This window comes from Alkalibaculum sporogenes (assembly GCF_009362815.1).
Taxonomy (GTDB): domain Bacteria; phylum Bacillota; class Clostridia; order Eubacteriales; family Alkalibacteraceae; genus Alkalibaculum_A; species Alkalibaculum_A sporogenes.
The window spans coordinates 40,135-56,508 of record NZ_WHNX01000005.1 but is presented as its reverse complement, the minus strand read 5'-3'; the positions used below and the strand labels follow the sequence as shown (position 1 = coordinate 56,508).

General features: G+C 31.4%; 13 protein-coding genes. All 13 read left to right on the top strand.

The genetic code is table 11. The features are described 5' to 3' along the window. Positions 1-3 precede the first annotated feature (3 nt). A complete protein-coding gene (spoVG, locus tag GC105_RS04135; RefSeq protein ID WP_152802018.1) occupies positions 4-297 on the top strand; it encodes a septation regulator SpoVG in 294 nt (97 codons plus the stop codon). Positions 298-423: 126 nt separating this feature from the next. Then, positions 424-1,791: a bifunctional UDP-N-acetylglucosamine diphosphorylase/glucosamine-1-phosphate N-acetyltransferase GlmU gene (gene glmU / locus GC105_RS04130; protein ID WP_152802016.1), complete on the top strand. Its 1,368-nt coding sequence runs from the start codon at positions 424-426 to the stop codon at positions 1,789-1,791. Between the two features lie 29 nt (positions 1,792-1,820). After that, the gene (locus tag GC105_RS04125) at positions 1,821-2,771 is read left to right on the top strand and encodes a ribose-phosphate diphosphokinase (protein ID WP_152802014.1); all 951 of its coding nucleotides are present in this window, start codon (positions 1,821-1,823) and stop codon (positions 2,769-2,771) included. An 85-nt stretch (positions 2,772-2,856) separates the two neighbouring features. Then, entirely contained in the window at positions 2,857-3,426 is a 570-nt protein-coding gene (pth, locus tag GC105_RS04120; protein ID WP_152802011.1) for an aminoacyl-tRNA hydrolase, read from the top strand. A 165-nt stretch (positions 3,427-3,591) separates the two neighbouring features. Then, positions 3,592-7,068, top strand: a complete 3,477-nt coding sequence (gene mfd, locus GC105_RS04115) for a transcription-repair coupling factor (RefSeq protein WP_152802009.1) — start codon at positions 3,592-3,594, stop codon at positions 7,066-7,068. A gap of 74 nt (positions 7,069-7,142) precedes the next feature. After that, positions 7,143-8,609 carry a peptidylprolyl isomerase gene (locus GC105_RS04110; protein WP_246169718.1) on the top strand — a complete coding sequence of 489 codons (1,467 nt, stop codon included), beginning with the start codon at positions 7,143-7,145 and terminating at the stop codon, positions 8,607-8,609. A gap of 37 nt (positions 8,610-8,646) precedes the next feature. Beyond that, positions 8,647-9,585, top strand: a complete 939-nt coding sequence (locus GC105_RS04105) for a peptidyl-prolyl cis-trans isomerase (RefSeq protein WP_152802005.1) — start codon at positions 8,647-8,649, stop codon at positions 9,583-9,585. A 164-nt stretch (positions 9,586-9,749) separates the two neighbouring features. Continuing rightward, positions 9,750-10,301: a stage V sporulation protein T gene (gene spoVT / locus GC105_RS04100; RefSeq protein ID WP_152802003.1), complete on the top strand. Its 552-nt coding sequence runs from the start codon at positions 9,750-9,752 to the stop codon at positions 10,299-10,301. Between the two features lie 223 nt (positions 10,302-10,524). Further along, positions 10,525-12,108, top strand: a complete 1,584-nt coding sequence (locus GC105_RS04095; protein WP_152802001.1) for a putative polysaccharide biosynthesis protein — start codon at positions 10,525-10,527, stop codon at positions 12,106-12,108. 115 nt (positions 12,109-12,223) lie between these two features. Beyond that, the gene (locus GC105_RS04090) at positions 12,224-13,801 is read left to right on the top strand and encodes a putative polysaccharide biosynthesis protein (RefSeq protein WP_193708278.1); all 1,578 of its coding nucleotides are present in this window, start codon (positions 12,224-12,226) and stop codon (positions 13,799-13,801) included. A 44-nt stretch (positions 13,802-13,845) separates the two neighbouring features. After that, complete coding sequence (gene yabN / locus GC105_RS04085) at positions 13,846-15,303, top strand: bifunctional methyltransferase/pyrophosphohydrolase YabN (protein WP_152801997.1); 1,458 nt, start codon at positions 13,846-13,848, stop codon at positions 15,301-15,303. 65 nt (positions 15,304-15,368) lie between these two features. Then, a complete protein-coding gene (locus GC105_RS04080; protein WP_152801995.1) occupies positions 15,369-15,644 on the top strand; it encodes an HU family DNA-binding protein in 276 nt (91 codons plus the stop codon). Between the two features lie 92 nt (positions 15,645-15,736). Next, a complete protein-coding gene (locus tag GC105_RS04075; protein WP_152801993.1) occupies positions 15,737-15,976 on the top strand; it encodes an RNA-binding S4 domain-containing protein in 240 nt (79 codons plus the stop codon). The last annotated feature ends 398 nt before the right edge of the window (positions 15,977-16,374 follow it).

Sequence of the window (16,374 nt, the reverse complement as noted above, 5' to 3'; positions counted from 1 at the left end):
ACCATGCAAATTACTGATGTACGAATTAGAAAGATCTCTAAAGAAGGAAAGATGAAAGCCATAGTATCTGTTACATTTGATGATCAATTTGTAGTACATGATATTAAAGTGATAGAGGGTCAAAGTGGTTATTTCATTGCTATGCCAAGTAGAAAAACGCCAGATGGTGATTTTAAAGACATAGCACATCCAATTAACATGGATACTAGAACTATGATTCAAGACGCAGTTTTAGATAAGTACAATACAGTTTTGTTAGAAGATAATGTAGAAGTTGAAGCAGTGGAAGTAGAATAAGAAGAGTAAGTGATTTGAAAAAGGGGAATTAAGTGTTTCTCTTTTTTTTGTCGGCTTTTAGGTATACAAAAGCTTTAATAATATATATAATACTAGTGTTTGCAATATCCCTAAGGAGAGTGAAATATGAAAGAAACTATAGCAATAATTTTAGCTGCAGGTCAAGGTACAAGAATGAAATCTAATATACCCAAGGTCTTACATAAAGTATGTGGTAAAACTTTGATAGATCATGTGTTGGATAATTGTCAACAGGCTTCTGTAGAACAAAAATTTATTATTGTAGGACATAAACATGAAGAAGTCAAGGGAAGTTTAGGAGAAAAAGCCCAATATATACTTCAAGAAGAGCAATTAGGAACAGGGCATGCAATGATGCAAGCCAAAGAAGTTTTAGAAAAAAATAGAGATAGTAATGTGATTGTTCTAATGGGTGATGCACCATTAATATCCTCTTCTACAATAAAAAAAATTATTCATGCACATAATACAAAAAAAAATAATGCAACTGTTTTAACTGCGACTTCAAAAAATCCTCACGGTTATGGTAGAATAGTAAGAGACCATGAAGAAAATCTTTTGAAAATTGTAGAGCAAAAAGATGCAAGTGATCGTGAAATTAAAATAGATGAAATAAATTCTGGTGTTTATTGTTTTAACGGAGGGGATCTATTACTTGCTTTAGACGAAATTAAGAACGATAATGTGCAAGGAGAGTACTATCTAACAGATGTTATTGAAATAATGAAAAACTCTGGATTGAAAGTAGGAGTTTTTACTACTAGCGAGGAGGACATTAAAGCAGTTAATTCTAGGATAGAGTTAGCAGGGGTAGAGAAAATCATGAAGACTCGCATAAATGAGAAGTTAATGGACCAAGGAGTTACTTTTATCGACCCAGAGCATACTTATATTGGTAGTGATGTTAGCATAGGAACAGATACAATAGTATATCCTGGAGTTATTATAGAGGGTAAAACATCTATTGGTAACAACTGTGTAATACATGCGAACAGTAGAATAAAAGATTGTATAATAGATAATGAAGTTGAAATTGATAATTCAACTGTATTGGCTAGTAAAGTGATGAATAACGCAAAAATAGGACCCTATGCTTATGTGAGACCAAATTGTATCATTGGTGAGAGAGTTAAGATAGGCGATTTTGTAGAGGTTAAAAACAGTACTATTGGCAATGATACTAAAGCGTCACATTTAACATATATAGGAGATGCCAAAGTTGGAGATAGAGTTAACTTAGGCTGTGGTGTTGTATTTGTAAATTACGATGGTCAGTATAAACACGAGACAATAGTAGAAGATGATTGTTTTGTTGGGTGTAATGTCAATCTAATAGCACCAGCGAATGTCAAAAAAGGATCATATGTAGCCGCGGGATCTACTATTACTGAATCTGTTGAAGAAAACTCATTAGCGATCGCTCGCTGTAGACAAGTTAACAAGAAAAATTATAATAAGAAATTTGAATTATAGATATAAAATCTAAGGAGGAAACAATTTAAATGGATGGTAAATTTCAAGGTATGAAATTAATAGCAGGAAATTCAAATCGAGCACTTGCACAAGAAATATCAGGTCTATTAGATATTCCACTGACAAATGCTACGATAGAGACTTTTAGTGATGGGGAGATTTCAGTTAATACTTACGACACTGTTAGAGGCGCAGATGTTTATGTAATACAATCCACGTCATTTCCTGTTAATGACAATTTAATGGAGCTACTAATAATAATTGATGCCATGAAAAGAGCATCTGCTGGAAGGATTAATGCAGTAATACCTTATTATGGTTATGGAAGACAAGATAGAAAGGCAAAATCAAGAGATCCTATTACAGCTAAACTAGTTGCCGATTTAATAACTGTAGCTGGAGCAGATAGAGTTATTACTATGGATTTACATGCTACACAAATACAAGGTTTTTTTAACGTGCCAGTTGATCATTTGTTAGGAATGAATATACTAGCAAACTATTTTAGAGATCTTAAATTAAAAGATCTAGTAGTAGTTTCACCAGATGCAGGTAGTGTAAAAAGATCAAGAAAACTCGCTGAAAAATTAGATGCACCATTAGCGATTATAGATAAGAGAAGGCCAAAGGCAAATGTTTCTGAAGTTATGAACATAATAGGTGATATAGTCAATAAAAACTGTATACTTTTAGACGATATGATCGATACTGCTGGCACCATCTGTAATGGTTCTGACGCATTAATGAAATTAGGTGCTAAAAGCGTTTATACGGCATGTACCCATGGAGTATTATCAGGTCCTGCTATTGATAGGTTGAGTAGTGATAATATTAAACAAGTAGTAACTTTAAATACCATTCAAATGCCTGAGGAAAAGAGATTAGATAAGATGGTAGTGTTGTCTGTAGGCTCCCTATTTGCAAAAGCTATTGAGAGGGTACACGACAGTAAGTCGTTGAGTAAGTTGTTTGAAGATTAGAATTTAATAAAAAGTTTAAATAGATCTAGAGTCACTTGAATTTAATAAACATAACAAAAATGAGAAAAATGAAACAGGTGATATTTTGAAAGCAATTGTCGGGCTGGGTAATCCAGGCAATAAATATGTATTAACTAGACATAATATTGGATTTGAAGTTATTGATTATTTGGCAACAAAATACAGTGTTAATTTCAAATCTCATTTAAAAGCACATATAGGTGTATTGCACATAGATAGCGAGAAGGTATTGCTTGTAAAACCTCAAACCTATATGAATCTAAGTGGAGAGAGTTTGTTAGAAGTAACAAGCTATTACGATATAGAGTTACAGGATGTTTTGATTGTATATGATGATATTGATTTAGATTTAGGAAAAATGAGAATTAGAAAGCATGGAAGTGCAGGTACTCATAACGGGATGCGTTCAATTATTTATAATCTTAAATCCCAAGATATACCCAGACTTCGTATAGGCATTGGAAAACAAGAAAATATCCCTTTAGCTAATTATGTATTGCAACGGTTTTCTCCAGATGAAATGCCGATAGCAAAAGAAATTGTTATTAGAGCAGGGGATGGAGTAATATCTTTTATTAAAGATGGGATAAATCTCTGTATGAATAAGTATAATATTAATATAATAGATGATTAGCTAGAACAACAGAATACCTATTTTAAAATATAAAGGTTTAACAAATGCTTACTACCTAAAGTCTAAATTATGATGAGGTCAAGCATGGGTTCTGATTACAGTCAAAATTAAATAATTTAAAGTGCCTGGTTGAGTAACCAGGCTAATGGCATTTAGAGGTGAAATATGAACAACTTATTACTGCAAGTAATTAAAGAGACAAAGGGATATAAGGAGTTAATGAAAGAGAGGAATTCACATAAAAATCATATTGGTGTATCAAATATCGATGAAGATTTAAAAAATATTTATGCCCTATGCCAACTAAATGATGAAAATATTTTATTCATATGTGAAAATGAGTTAACTGGACAGAAAATAACTAATAAAATTAATGAGTTAGTCTCTGAATCAGCTGTTTTTATTAGTTCAGAACCAACGCATTTTTATTTTGCAGATTCTCATAGTAGAGAGATAACAGAACAGAGAATCAAGGGATTATACGAAATTATTTTTAATAGGGGAAAAATAATAGTTACTCCTTTCGAAAATTTGTTCAAGAAGATGATAAGCATACAAGAATATATCAAATTTTATTTAAATATTGAAGTAGGTATGACTCTTGAAATGGGATACCTAATAGATAGTCTGAATAATTCCGGATATGAGCGTTGTGATATGGTAGAGAATAGAGGTCAGTACTCTGTAAGAGGAGGAATTATCGATTTATTTAATATAATAGATGATAATCCTATAAGAATAGAGTTCTTTGACGATGAAATTGATTCTATTCGAGAATTCGATTTAATTTCTCAAAAATCCATTGTGAAACTTCAAAAGGTTCTTATATCACCAGGTATGGAAATATTATTTTCTAAAAGAGATAAAGAAATATTAATCAAGGAATTAAGTGATGACCTTAATAAGCATATTAAGGCAAGTAAACAACATAGAGAAAAAAACATAGAAGTAATTTTAGAAGCATACACTAGCGGACAAATAAGTAAATCCGAAGGTTTAATTCCTTATTATAAAGGAGAGGTATCTTCGTTACTACATTATTTCAATCAACAAAGTGTGTATTTATTAGATGATGGTGATAAGTTTCAAGATAGATATAAAAGTTTCTTTAATCAATTAAAGGAAGATTTTCAAAGTCTACTTGAAAAGGGAGAGATACTACCAAATTTCTTCAGTAGATTTTATACTTTTGATGAAGTGAAAGGGTTTTTCCATAAAATAACAACTATAGATTTTCAGACTTTGCACAAGAAATTTAATTTTATTAACCCGGATGCCATTGTAGATGTCAATTCAAAAGAAGCTTATTTGTTTTATGGCAAGATACCACAGTTTATTGATCAACTAATTCAATGGATGAAGGAAGAGTATACTGTAACAATTCTAGCAAGTGATAAGGCAAGGTGTAGTTCCATCAATGAAATGCTTTTGAATTACAATTTAACAACATACATCTCTCAGAGTGATCAGTTTCTAAAAAACAAAATTAACATATTAGAAGCTAATGTCAATAAAGGATTTATATTACATGATGAAAAGCATGTAGTTCTATCAGAAAAAGATATTTTTCATTTTAAGTCAAAACAAAAAAAAATCACTTCAAAAAAAGGTAGAAAAATTGAATCCTTTACTCAATTAAGCATTGGCGATTATATCGTCCACGATACTCATGGGATAGGCGTATACATGGGTATTGAACAGATTACAGTTGAGGGAATCAAAAAAGATTACCTACATTTGAAATATGCAAAAGGTGATAAGCTTTATATTCCAGTAGATCAAATGGAATCTGTTCAAACTTATATAGGTTTTGGAGATAAGCAACCAAAGATAAATAAACTAGGTAGTATTGAGTGGAAAAAATCAAAACAGACTACAAAGCAGTCAGTAAAGGACATGGCTCAAGACCTGATAGATATATATGCAAAGAGAAGTCAAGTAAAAGGATATGCTTTTTCCAAGGATAGTCATTGGATAAAGGAATTTGATGAAAAGTTTCCTTACCAAGAAACATCAGATCAATTACAAGCAATCAAAGAAGTTAAATTAGATATGGAAAGTGCCATGCCAATGGATCGATTAATATGCGGTGATGTTGGGTATGGAAAAACAGAAGTAGCTATCAGAGCGGCTTTCAAATGTGTAATGGATAGTAAACAGGTTGCGATACTTGTTCCAACTACAATTTTAGCGCAACAACATTACAATAGTTTTCTACAAAGATTTGAAGATTATCCTGTGCGTATTGAAATGATATCAAGATTTCGAAGTAAGAAACAACAAGAATCTATTATCAACGATCTAAAAAAGAATCAAGTTGATATTATTATTGGAACTCATAGGCTTTTATCAAATGATGTCTTATATTACGATTTAGGATTACTAGTAATAGATGAAGAACAGAGATTCGGCGTAAAACATAAAGAAAAAATCAAAGAATTACGAACCAATGTAGATGTACTAACTTTAAGTGCAACTCCAATACCAAGAACCTTGCACATGTCTCTAATAGGGGCGAGGGATATGAGTATCTTAAATGAACCACCTCATAATAGAACACCTGTACAGACATATATTATGGAGTATAACGAAATTTTAATTAGAGATGCAATAAACAAAGAATTAAGTAGAAATGGACAGGTGTATTACGTCTATAATAAGGTGCATGACATTGATGCTGTAGCTTCTAGAGTTTCGAATATGGTTCCACAAGGGAGAATTGCAGTTGCCCATGGTCAGATGACTGAGAATAGATTAGAAAATATCATGATAGATTTTATGAATTATGAGTATAACATTTTAATATGTACAACCATTATAGAGTCAGGTTTAGATATTTCTAATGCTAATACTATTGTGATTGAAGAAGCAGATCATATGGGTCTTTCACAGTTATACCAACTTAGAGGGAGAGTTGGACGATCTGATAGGCTTTCATATGCGTATATCACATATAAGAAAGATAAGATATTAAGCGAAATAGCAGAAAAAAGGTTAAAGGCTATTAAAGACTTTACGGAATTTGGTTCAGGATTTAAAATTGCCATGAGAGATTTAGAGATAAGAGGAGCAGGAAACATATTAGGTTCAAAACAGCACGGTCATCTAGCGACTGTAGGTTATGATATGTATTGTAAGTTACTAGAAGAAGCCGTTAAAGAATTAAAAGGTGAAGAAGTAGTAGAAAGTATTAATACGACTATCGAAGTTAATGTAGATGGATATATACCTGACCACTATGTCCAAAGTGAAAAACAAAAATATGAATTATACAAAAAAATTATTGTAATTGATAATCAAGAGGAATTATTTAAGTTAGAGGAAGAGATTGAAGATCGTTATGGTGATTTACCGGTGAGTGTGCAAAATCTTCTATATATATCATATATAAAGAAACTTTCCTCAAATTTAGGTATTAATAAGATCAAAGGCCTGGATGGAGGCATCACATTTACTTTTGACAATAACTATTTCTTAGATCATGAAGTAATTAAAGAATTAATTAAGAATTATCCTATACAATTTACTACGGACAGTATAGGAGAAACTGCAATTATATTAAAGGTATTTAATAAGGGTCACAAAATGCTACTAGATATAAAAGGTTTTCTTGAACAAATTAAGAGTACAAAAAAGAAGTGACATTAGTTATAATGGTAGAGGCAAGCTTATAGGTTGCTCAACTATTATTTAAATTTAAGGAGGAAAAAATTGTGATGAGAAAGATAATTTCCATATTGATTATAATTGCTTTAGTAATAGGAATGAGTGGTTGCAATCTAATTAAAGTTGATCCAGAGAGGGATATGCAACAAATAATATTTAAGACTAAAGAAGGTGAAGTAAGTAAAAAAGAGTTCGTTAATTATTTTACTTACTATGAAATGGTATATAAACTAAATAATTATGAAATGCCGGTTGATGAGGATCTTGAAGCTTTAAAAGAAGATATTTTAAATAGTATGGTGGAAGTTAATATCTTAAAACTAGAAACTATAAATAAGAAATACGAAGTAGATACTTCAGATGTAGAAGAAGAATTTGATGCTACTATTGCAGCGCTTATTGAAGGTTTTGGGGATGAAGCGAAGTATACCGCATTTATAGAAGAAAGAAACCTTACAAGAGAAGAATTTGAAGGATTTTTAAAGAAATACCACGAAGACGTTAAGTACGTGAATGTATTTATTGAAGAATATTCAAAAGAACTTCAAGAAAGTGGAGTTGAGGCCAATCAGACAGTAGTGACAGTGGATGAAGAAGAATTAGTAAAAGATGAATTTTATTATAGATTATCACAAATGGAGTTTTTCTATTTTGCTAACTATGGTACAGGTATGCCTACAGATGAAGAGTCAGTAAAAACTATTTACAGTCAGATCCAAGATGAAATGGCTACAGCATACTTAATTCGTCAAGATGCTAATAAGCAAAAAATTAACATAGCTAATGAGGATATAGAAAAGAGTAAGGAAGACATAAAGTCTCAATATGTTGAATTAGTAGGTGAAGAACAACTTAGTACCTATCTAGATAATTATTATTTAACTGATAAAAGGTTTGATGAAATAATAGGAATAGATGCACAAACTAGATTATACGAAGACGCTATAAAAGAAAATTTAGAAAAAGATACAACAATCACAGAAAAGGAAATTCAAGAATCCTATGATGCCAATAAAGCCTCTTATAATACTAGCACAGTATCTGCTAAGCACATATTAACAGAATCTGAAGAATTTGCTAATGAGATAAGTAAAGAAATAACTGATGCAAAAAGTTTTGAGGCAGCCTTTGAAAAATATAAAGATCATGAAGAAGTAAAAGAGGCATCAGATTTAGGTGAGTTTAATTATGGAGATATGGTTTCTGATTTTGCTGATGCAGCTCTTGGATTAGAAAAAGGTGAAGTTAGTAAACCAGTTCAAAGTGAATTCGGTTATCACATTATTTATGTATATGAGAAAGAAAATATAGATATACCAACACTAGAAGAAAAAGAAGAGGAAATAAAAAATACTTTGATGAATCAAAAAGTAGGTACTAAACTTACTGAATATAAATCTGATTTGATATCTAAAGGAAAGATTGAAAAAGCCGAGATAAAAGATCCGTTTGGAATATTTGTAGAAGAGTTAAAAGAAGATTACAATGTAAAAACGTATCCTAAAAGGCTAAAATGAGTATTAATTTAGAATTAATGTACAAGGACGGTGACTCATGAAAAGAGTATTTCTAATAATAATACTAATTTTAATATTCGTAAATGCTGGATGTACAGCAGGTTCTAGCGCAATAGCTACAATCAATGATAAAGAGATCTTCAGACAAGAACTGGATATGCAGATGGTTTTGACAGAAGTAAGCTATAATATTAATGGGTACGAAATGCCTGTAAAAGGTAATGAGTTAGAAGATTTAGAACAAGAGATGCTTAATAATGTATTAGAGAGCTACATGCTGGTAGATTTAGCGATTGAAAAGGGAATAGAAATTGATGAAGACGCTGCAGTAGAGCAAAGCGAATCTCTGATTGATGGATTAATATCTATTTATGGATCTGAAGAAAATTACGAGAATTTTCTCAAAGAAAAGGGACAAAATAGAAAGAAATTTGATGAATATATTTTTGAACTTGCCAGAACCAATGAGTATATATATGATTTGTATGATGAAGTTACAAAAGACATTTCTGTTGAGGCAACAGAGATAAAAAGCTTCTACGATGAAAACATAATGTATTATAATTATAGCACTGCTTCTGTTTTAGGTATGCAGATTGAAGACGAAGATACAGCAAATGTCATACACCGAGAAATCTTAGGGAAAGAGCAAGAATATGATGAAACCATGTTAGAGTATGAGGCTAAAACGGGAGTTATAAGTGTTATAGATTATGGAATATTGTATTATAGTGATATGACGAAAGACTTCTCAGACATTGCATTTAACACGAATGTAGGAGAAATAAGCAAACCTTTTTCAAGTGAAGATGCCTATTTCATTATATATGTTTATGATAAAGAGGATCAAGAAGCAATGCCATATGATGAGATAAAGGATACTGTTGAGAGCGATTTATTAAATGAAATGAAGATGACTCAATATAATGAATACTTTGAATCAAAAAAATCATCATATGATATAAAAATATTATAGAAAATTATATTTTAATACATGAAAATACCCTAGTAGACTAATCCATAAGAGTTATTTATATACTAAATAGGACTGTATAGATAAATTTTGAAATTATTGCATAAAAAATACCTCTAAATATAATACTAAATCTTAGATAAACGAGTATCTATAGGAGGTAAAAAATGAAAGCAACTGGTATTGTTAGACGAATAGATGATTTAGGTAGAATAGTAATACCAAAGGAAATAAGAAGAACTTTGCGTATTAGAGAAGGAGATCCACTTGAGATATATACAGACAAACAAGGGGAAGTAATATTAAAAAAATATTCTCCCATAGGAGAACTAGGAAATTTTGCACAGGAATACACGGATTCTATATTTCAATCAACTAAGTTTATTAGTTTTATATGTGATAGAGATAGTGTCATTGCTGTGTCTGGTCTTCCTAAAAAAGATATTATAAATAAAAAGATAAGTCCACAAGTAGAGAAATTAATTGAAGAAAGAAAAACTGTAATATCTGATGGGACTACTGGAAAGCAGTATAGTGTTTTGTCTGAGGGGAAAGAAGATGAATTTGTAGCTCAACTCATCTCTCCTATTATGTCGCAAGGAGATCCCATTGGTGCTTTATTTCTTTTGACAGATGATAAATCAGTTAAAATGGGAGAAGCAGAAATGAGAATTGCTGAAACTGGTGCAACATTTTTAGGTAAACAAATGGAACAATAGAAGAAATTTTAAGTTAACTAAAAAAGCTCCTATCGGAGCTTTTTTATTGTATATTAAGTTATATGCTGATACATATGTTTAATGTAGAAAAGCTTAAGATAATATATATTACGTAGATTTATAGTGAATATAAGGCAGCTCTTTTAATATTTACACGCATATTTCATAGAAAAGCCTAGTATGTTTAATAGATAATATATTAAATGATACGGAGGGCGCTAATATGTCTCGAAATTCATATATTAAGGGCGCAGGCATACTCGTTGTTGGTGGGTTAATGTCTCGTTTTATAGGGCTTTTTTTTAAGGCATTTATCACAAAAATATTAGGTAGTTATGCTATGGGGCTTTATTATAATACCTTTTTTATTTTGAATTTTTTACTTAGTTTTATTATATCGGCAGTACCACTTACTTTATCTAAGATGATTGCAGAAAAAAGAGCACTAGGTGATTACAAAGGACTAAATAAAATAATGATAATTGTATCAATAATGCTTACTATGATAGGGTTGCTATTTACCTATATTATTATTTTTCAAGGTAAAAATATTATCCTAATTGCTGGTTGGGATAAAAATACATACTATCCTTTAATGGGTTTATGTTTTGCACCATTGTTAATCATATATGTATGTATTATGCGGGGGTATTTTCAAGGTATAAACGATATGAAACCAACAGCAGTATCTCAAATTGCTGAATCTTTATCTAGATTAGTAATAGGTGTTCCTATGTGTTACTATTTTGCTCATAGATATGGACAGAATATAGGTGCTGGTGGAGCAACATTTGGTACCACTATTAGTGAAGCTTGTGGTTTGATAGTCATATTTGGATTTTATACACGTTATGTTAAAAAAGCTGATAAGCCACTATATGCTGAAACAGGTAAAGCAGATAGTACATTGGCGATTATTAAACGTTTTTATTCTATATCAATACCAGTATCGATTACTTATATAATGTTATCTTTACATGGTATAGTAAATTCTTTTACATATGCGCCTAGATTAAAGGTTGCAGGAATCGGTTTAGAGGAAGCGACTAAAATGTTTGGAGACTACTCTAATACTAATACCTTAGTGAGTGTACCAATGACGATAAGTATGGCTGTATCAGTAGCTTTAATACCTGCTATAGCAGAGTCGTATGTAAAACGAGACATACAATCGATACGTAGAAAAACTGCATCTGCACTAAGAGTAATATTTATTGTTGGTTTCCCCTGTATTGTTGGTCTTAGCATGTTTTCCGACTTGTTGTTTCGTTTGATATTTAATAATTCCCCCTATGGAGGAGCTATATTAAGGTATAGTTCTTACTCAATACTGTTTATCATGCTTATAGGTACAATGCAAAGCATACTTCAAGGAATGGATATTTTCAAATATATTATTAGAAATATTGCTATAGGCGTTTTAATTAAATACCTGTTAAATTACATCTTAATTGCTATACCAGCATTAAATATTAATGGAATGATAATAAGTAATTTTATATCATTTGGAGTTATAGCACTATTACATTATAGAGTACTAAAAGCTCAAACGGGATTTAGAATAAAAATCTTCGACACTATTATTAAGCCCTTATTTGCAAGTGGAGTAATGGGGGTGTTTTTAGCGTTATTTAGCAACTTACTTCTTACTTATTTTAACGATGTGATTTCAATATTTCTGATTATAATTACTGCTATGGTATTCTATTTTGGAATATTAATAGTAACCAATACGATAAAAGAAGAAGACCTAGACATGTTGACAATAGGAAAAAAATTTAAAAGATATTATAATAAGTATAAATAAATTCTGGGTTTGTTAAGTATATTCTATGTACTATCCTCAATTTATGATATTATAAGATTTAGAATTAAGAGCTGGAATTAACTATAAATACCAAGTAATGACTGGAGGATTATCATTGAGTTCATATATAAAAGGTGCTGGAATTATTGCAACTGGTGGAATTATTGCAAAGCTATTAGGTTTGTTTTTTAAGGTACCTATAGGCAGAATCTTAGGTGACTTTGGTTTTGGACTGTATTATAATTCGTATAATATATATAATCTACTTTTGACTGTATCTATTGTAGGAGTACCTGTAGCTATTTCTAAGATGATATCAGAGAGGGCCTCGGTTAAAAATTATTATGGTCTTTATAGTGTGTTTAAACTGTCAATGACTGTACTATTATTAATAGGTGGTATTTCTAGTGCAGTATTATATTTTGGGGCACATTGGATTATTGATATCGCTAATTGGCACCCAGATACATACTATGCAATTATCGGCCTTTCAGCAGCACCTTTTTTTGTGTCTATTATGTGTGCAATAAGAGGATTCTTTCAAGGAATGCAAATGATGACTCCAAGTGCAATATCACAGATCATAGAATCCATTGTAAGGGTAATATTTGGAATAGGTTTGTGTTTATATCTAACGCAAAGTTATGGACTAGCAATGGGTGCAGGTGGAGCTTCAGCAGGTGCCACAATTGGTGCTATTTTAACAACTTTATTCTTATTATTCGCATTATCTTTATTTATGAAGAGTTTTAGGAAAAACATAAATGAATCAAAAAAGATATTTAAGAAGGAATCTAATAGAGCTATACTTAAAAGACTTACTCAAATAGCAGTGCCTGTTACACTTGCTTCTGCTGTTGTTTCTTTGTTTGGGATTATAAATTCATTTACGTATGTTCCGAGATTACAAGTAGCTGGATTTAATATTGATACAGCTACAAGTATGTTTGGAGATTTTGGTCGTGCTCAGACTATGATCAATGTTCCATTAACATTTAGTGCAGCAATGGTTATCACACTAGTGCCTGCTATAAGTGCCTCATTTGCATTAAATGATATAAAAAGTATCCGTCGCAAGACTGAGCTTGGGATCAGGGTAATGCTTCTAATATCTTTGCCTTGTGCAGTAGGACTTTCAATATATGCTGATCCAATATTTGAACTTTTATTTCCTGCCTCTCAATATGGTGGAGAGATATTAAAGTACCTTTCATACAGTACGGTTTTTATTATGATTACAAATACCTTACAAAGTGTTTTGCAGGGCTTAGATAAGTTTATGGTTCCTGTAAAAAATCTATTTATAGGACTTATAGTTAAGTTTATTCTAAATTATATTTTCATAGCAATACCTAGCATAAATATATACGGGTTAGTAATTAGTAATATTGGAGCATACGCAGTGTCGACGTTATTAAACTATATATCTATTAAGAAATGTTTGAAAATAAAACTTAATATTAACCAAACTGTAGTAAAACCCTTGACAGCTTCTTTAATAATGGCTATAGTGGGTATGAAGATTTTTAATGTAGTAAGTACTACTACAGGTGAAAATATAGGTGTTTTGATTTCAATTACTTTATGTGTTGTTGTATATTTTGTAGCATTAATTCTGTTAAAAGGCTTAACGCGAGAAGAATTACTTCTTTTGCCGGGTGGTAGGAAAATTATTGGAATGTTTAAGAAATAAATTGAGTGTTATTATGATAACACCAAAGGAGTGTTATTTGATAGATGGGCACGATTCATGTTGTAGGGCTAGGGCCTGGAAGCATTGAACACCTTACACTAGGAGTTTATAAGTTGTTAAAACAAGCAAACTTGGTCTATGTCCGCACGTTTAAACACCCGCTAATTGATGATTTGATAGAGGAAGGGATCGTTTTAGAGGGCTTTGATTGGATCTACGAAACTTCCAAGGATTTTGAGACTGTATACGAAGAGATAGCTAAACTATTGCTACAAAAAGCCAATATAGAAGATCAAATAATCTTTGCAGTACCGGGACATCCCTTATTCGCTGAAAAAACAGTTGAAATCCTAATAGAAATATTAGATAATGGACAAGACAAAGTAAAAATGCAAATTCATTCTAGCATGAGTTTTTTAGATGTTGTAGTAACTTCATTGAAAATAGATCCTATAAATGGACTAAATATCATGAATGCTTTAACTATTGAAAAGAATCCTCCAAACTTAAAAGTAGGAAATATTATTACTCAAGTTTACGATAGATTCGTAGCTTCTGAAGTAAAATTAAGTTTATTAGAGTTCTATGATGGAGATAAGGAGATTTTTCTACTTAGTAGTAGTGGCATTAAAGGTAAAGAAAGATTAGAAAGAATACCATTATATAAACTAGACCACATGGATGGGATAGATTATTTAACCACTATATACATTCCTCCTGAAAAAGAGGACAAGTTAAGTGATATAAATAGATTGTTAGACATAATGAGTAAACTAAGAAGCAAAGATGGGTGTCCTTGGGATAAGGAACAAACTCATGACTCTTTAAAGAGATATTTAATTGAGGAAGTTTATGAAGTTATCCATGCAATTGACAACAAAGATAATGAAAATATTATCGAGGAACTTGGAGATTTGTTGCTTCAGATTATATTTCACTGTCAAATTGCTAAAGAAAATGGTATATTTGAGTTAAAAGATGTTGTTGAGGGTATAAATAAAAAGTTAATTTATAGACACCCACATGTCTTTGATAAATTTCATGTTTCCTACTCTGATAAAAGGTGGGAAGAACTTAAAAAAAGAGAAAAAGGTCATAAATTCCAGTACGAAGCAATGGAAGACGTACCTAAATCAATGCCTACCTTATATTTAGCAGAGAAAATTCAAAAAAAGGCTGCAAATGTAGGATTTGATTGGGGAAATCCTCTGCCAAGTATTGACAAAATAGTAGAAGAAAGTTTAGAATTAAAAGAATCCATTAACACACTTTCCCTTTCAGAAACAACAAATGAGCTTGGGGATCTATTGTTCTCAGTAGTTAATGTAGCTAGGTTGTGTCAGATAGACCCAGATGAAGCACTACATAAAACTATTGAAAAATTTATTTGTAGATTTAAATTTATAGAAGAGCGATTAAATGAGTCGGGTATTCAATTAGCAAAAGCTGATTTAGATACTATGAATATGTTGTGGGATAAAGCAAAAGAAGAAATAGGTTAATTAATCAGTGGTTATTTTAAAAACCATTGAATTATAATAAATATAGGAAAATAGGAGGTAATTAAATGAATAAGGCTGAATTAATATCAGAATTAACTGAAAAGACTGGACTTACAAAGAAAGACAGTGAGAAAGTATTAAATGCTTTTGTAGAAACGGTGACAGAAGAACTACAAAAAGGTGAAAAAGTATCCTTAGTAGGTTTCGGTACATTTGAAGTAAGAGAAAGAGCAGAAAGAATGGGAAGAAATCCTAAGACTATGGAAGAATTAGTGATTCCTGCTTCAAAAGCTCCTGCATTTAAAGCTGGAAAAGCTCTTAAGGATTCAGTTAACGAGTAATTAGATTAAGCCGAGACTTCTCGGTTTTTTTTTATCTCGTATTAACGGGCACTAAGAAAAACTATTACGGTCTGAAATTGAGGAGTGGGAATATGAGATTAGATAAATTTCTCAAAAATTCAAGGTTAATTAAAAGAAGAACTATAGCTAAAGAAGCGTGTGACAATGGTAGAATATTAATAAATGAAATAGTTGCTAAAGCAGGGACTAAGGTTAAGGTGGGAGATACTATATCGATAAAGCTTGGAGAAAAACTATTAAGAGCTAAAGTCACTGCTTTATTAGATCATGTGACTAAAGACGATGCAGAGAAGATGTATGAGATAATATAATATTCGCACCAGCAGATTGTTCGCAGAAATCATATGGTTTTCCGTGCTTGCACGAGAAAAACAAATGATTTCTATGAACGAGTGCCAACGACCGAAACCCCAAAGGGGTTGAGGAAAATCTGCGAAGGATAAAGTAGTCAATAAATATTGCTACTAAAATTTATGATATAATATCCGCACCAGCAGATTGTTCGCAGAAATCATATGGTTTTCCGTGCTTGCACGAGAAAAACAAATGAATTCTATGAACGAGTGCCAACGACTGAGACCGCAAAGCGGTCGAAGTAATCTGCGTAGGATAAAGCAGACTCTAAGTACAACCACCCAAAATATGATATAATATTTTTAGTAGGGCAACTTTGATTAGTTGCCCAGACAAAATGATGTGCACAGAGATG

What these genes read in the sequence shown, in the direction of transcription:
- yabN (WP_152801997.1), top strand. Translation starts at nt 13,846, where the DNA reads ATGGGCACGATTCATGTTGTAGGGCTAGGGCCTGGAAGCATTGAACAC.
- GC105_RS04110 (WP_246169718.1), top strand. Translation starts at nt 7,143, where the DNA reads ATGAGAAAGATAATTTCCATATTGATTATAATTGCTTTAGTAATAGGA.
- spoVT (WP_152802003.1), top strand. Translation starts at nt 9,750, where the DNA reads ATGAAAGCAACTGGTATTGTTAGACGAATAGATGATTTAGGTAGAATA.
- GC105_RS04075 (WP_152801993.1), top strand. Translation starts at nt 15,737, where the DNA reads ATGAGATTAGATAAATTTCTCAAAAATTCAAGGTTAATTAAAAGAAGA.
- spoVG (WP_152802018.1), top strand. Translation starts at nt 4, where the DNA reads ATGCAAATTACTGATGTACGAATTAGAAAGATCTCTAAAGAAGGAAAG.
- mfd (WP_152802009.1), top strand. Translation starts at nt 3,592, where the DNA reads ATGAACAACTTATTACTGCAAGTAATTAAAGAGACAAAGGGATATAAG.
- GC105_RS04105 (WP_152802005.1), top strand. Translation starts at nt 8,647, where the DNA reads ATGAAAAGAGTATTTCTAATAATAATACTAATTTTAATATTCGTAAAT.
- GC105_RS04080 (WP_152801995.1), top strand. Translation starts at nt 15,369, where the DNA reads ATGAATAAGGCTGAATTAATATCAGAATTAACTGAAAAGACTGGACTT.
- glmU (WP_152802016.1), top strand. Translation starts at nt 424, where the DNA reads ATGAAAGAAACTATAGCAATAATTTTAGCTGCAGGTCAAGGTACAAGA.
- GC105_RS04125 (WP_152802014.1), top strand. Translation starts at nt 1,821, where the DNA reads ATGGATGGTAAATTTCAAGGTATGAAATTAATAGCAGGAAATTCAAAT.
- GC105_RS04095 (WP_152802001.1), top strand. Translation starts at nt 10,525, where the DNA reads ATGTCTCGAAATTCATATATTAAGGGCGCAGGCATACTCGTTGTTGGT.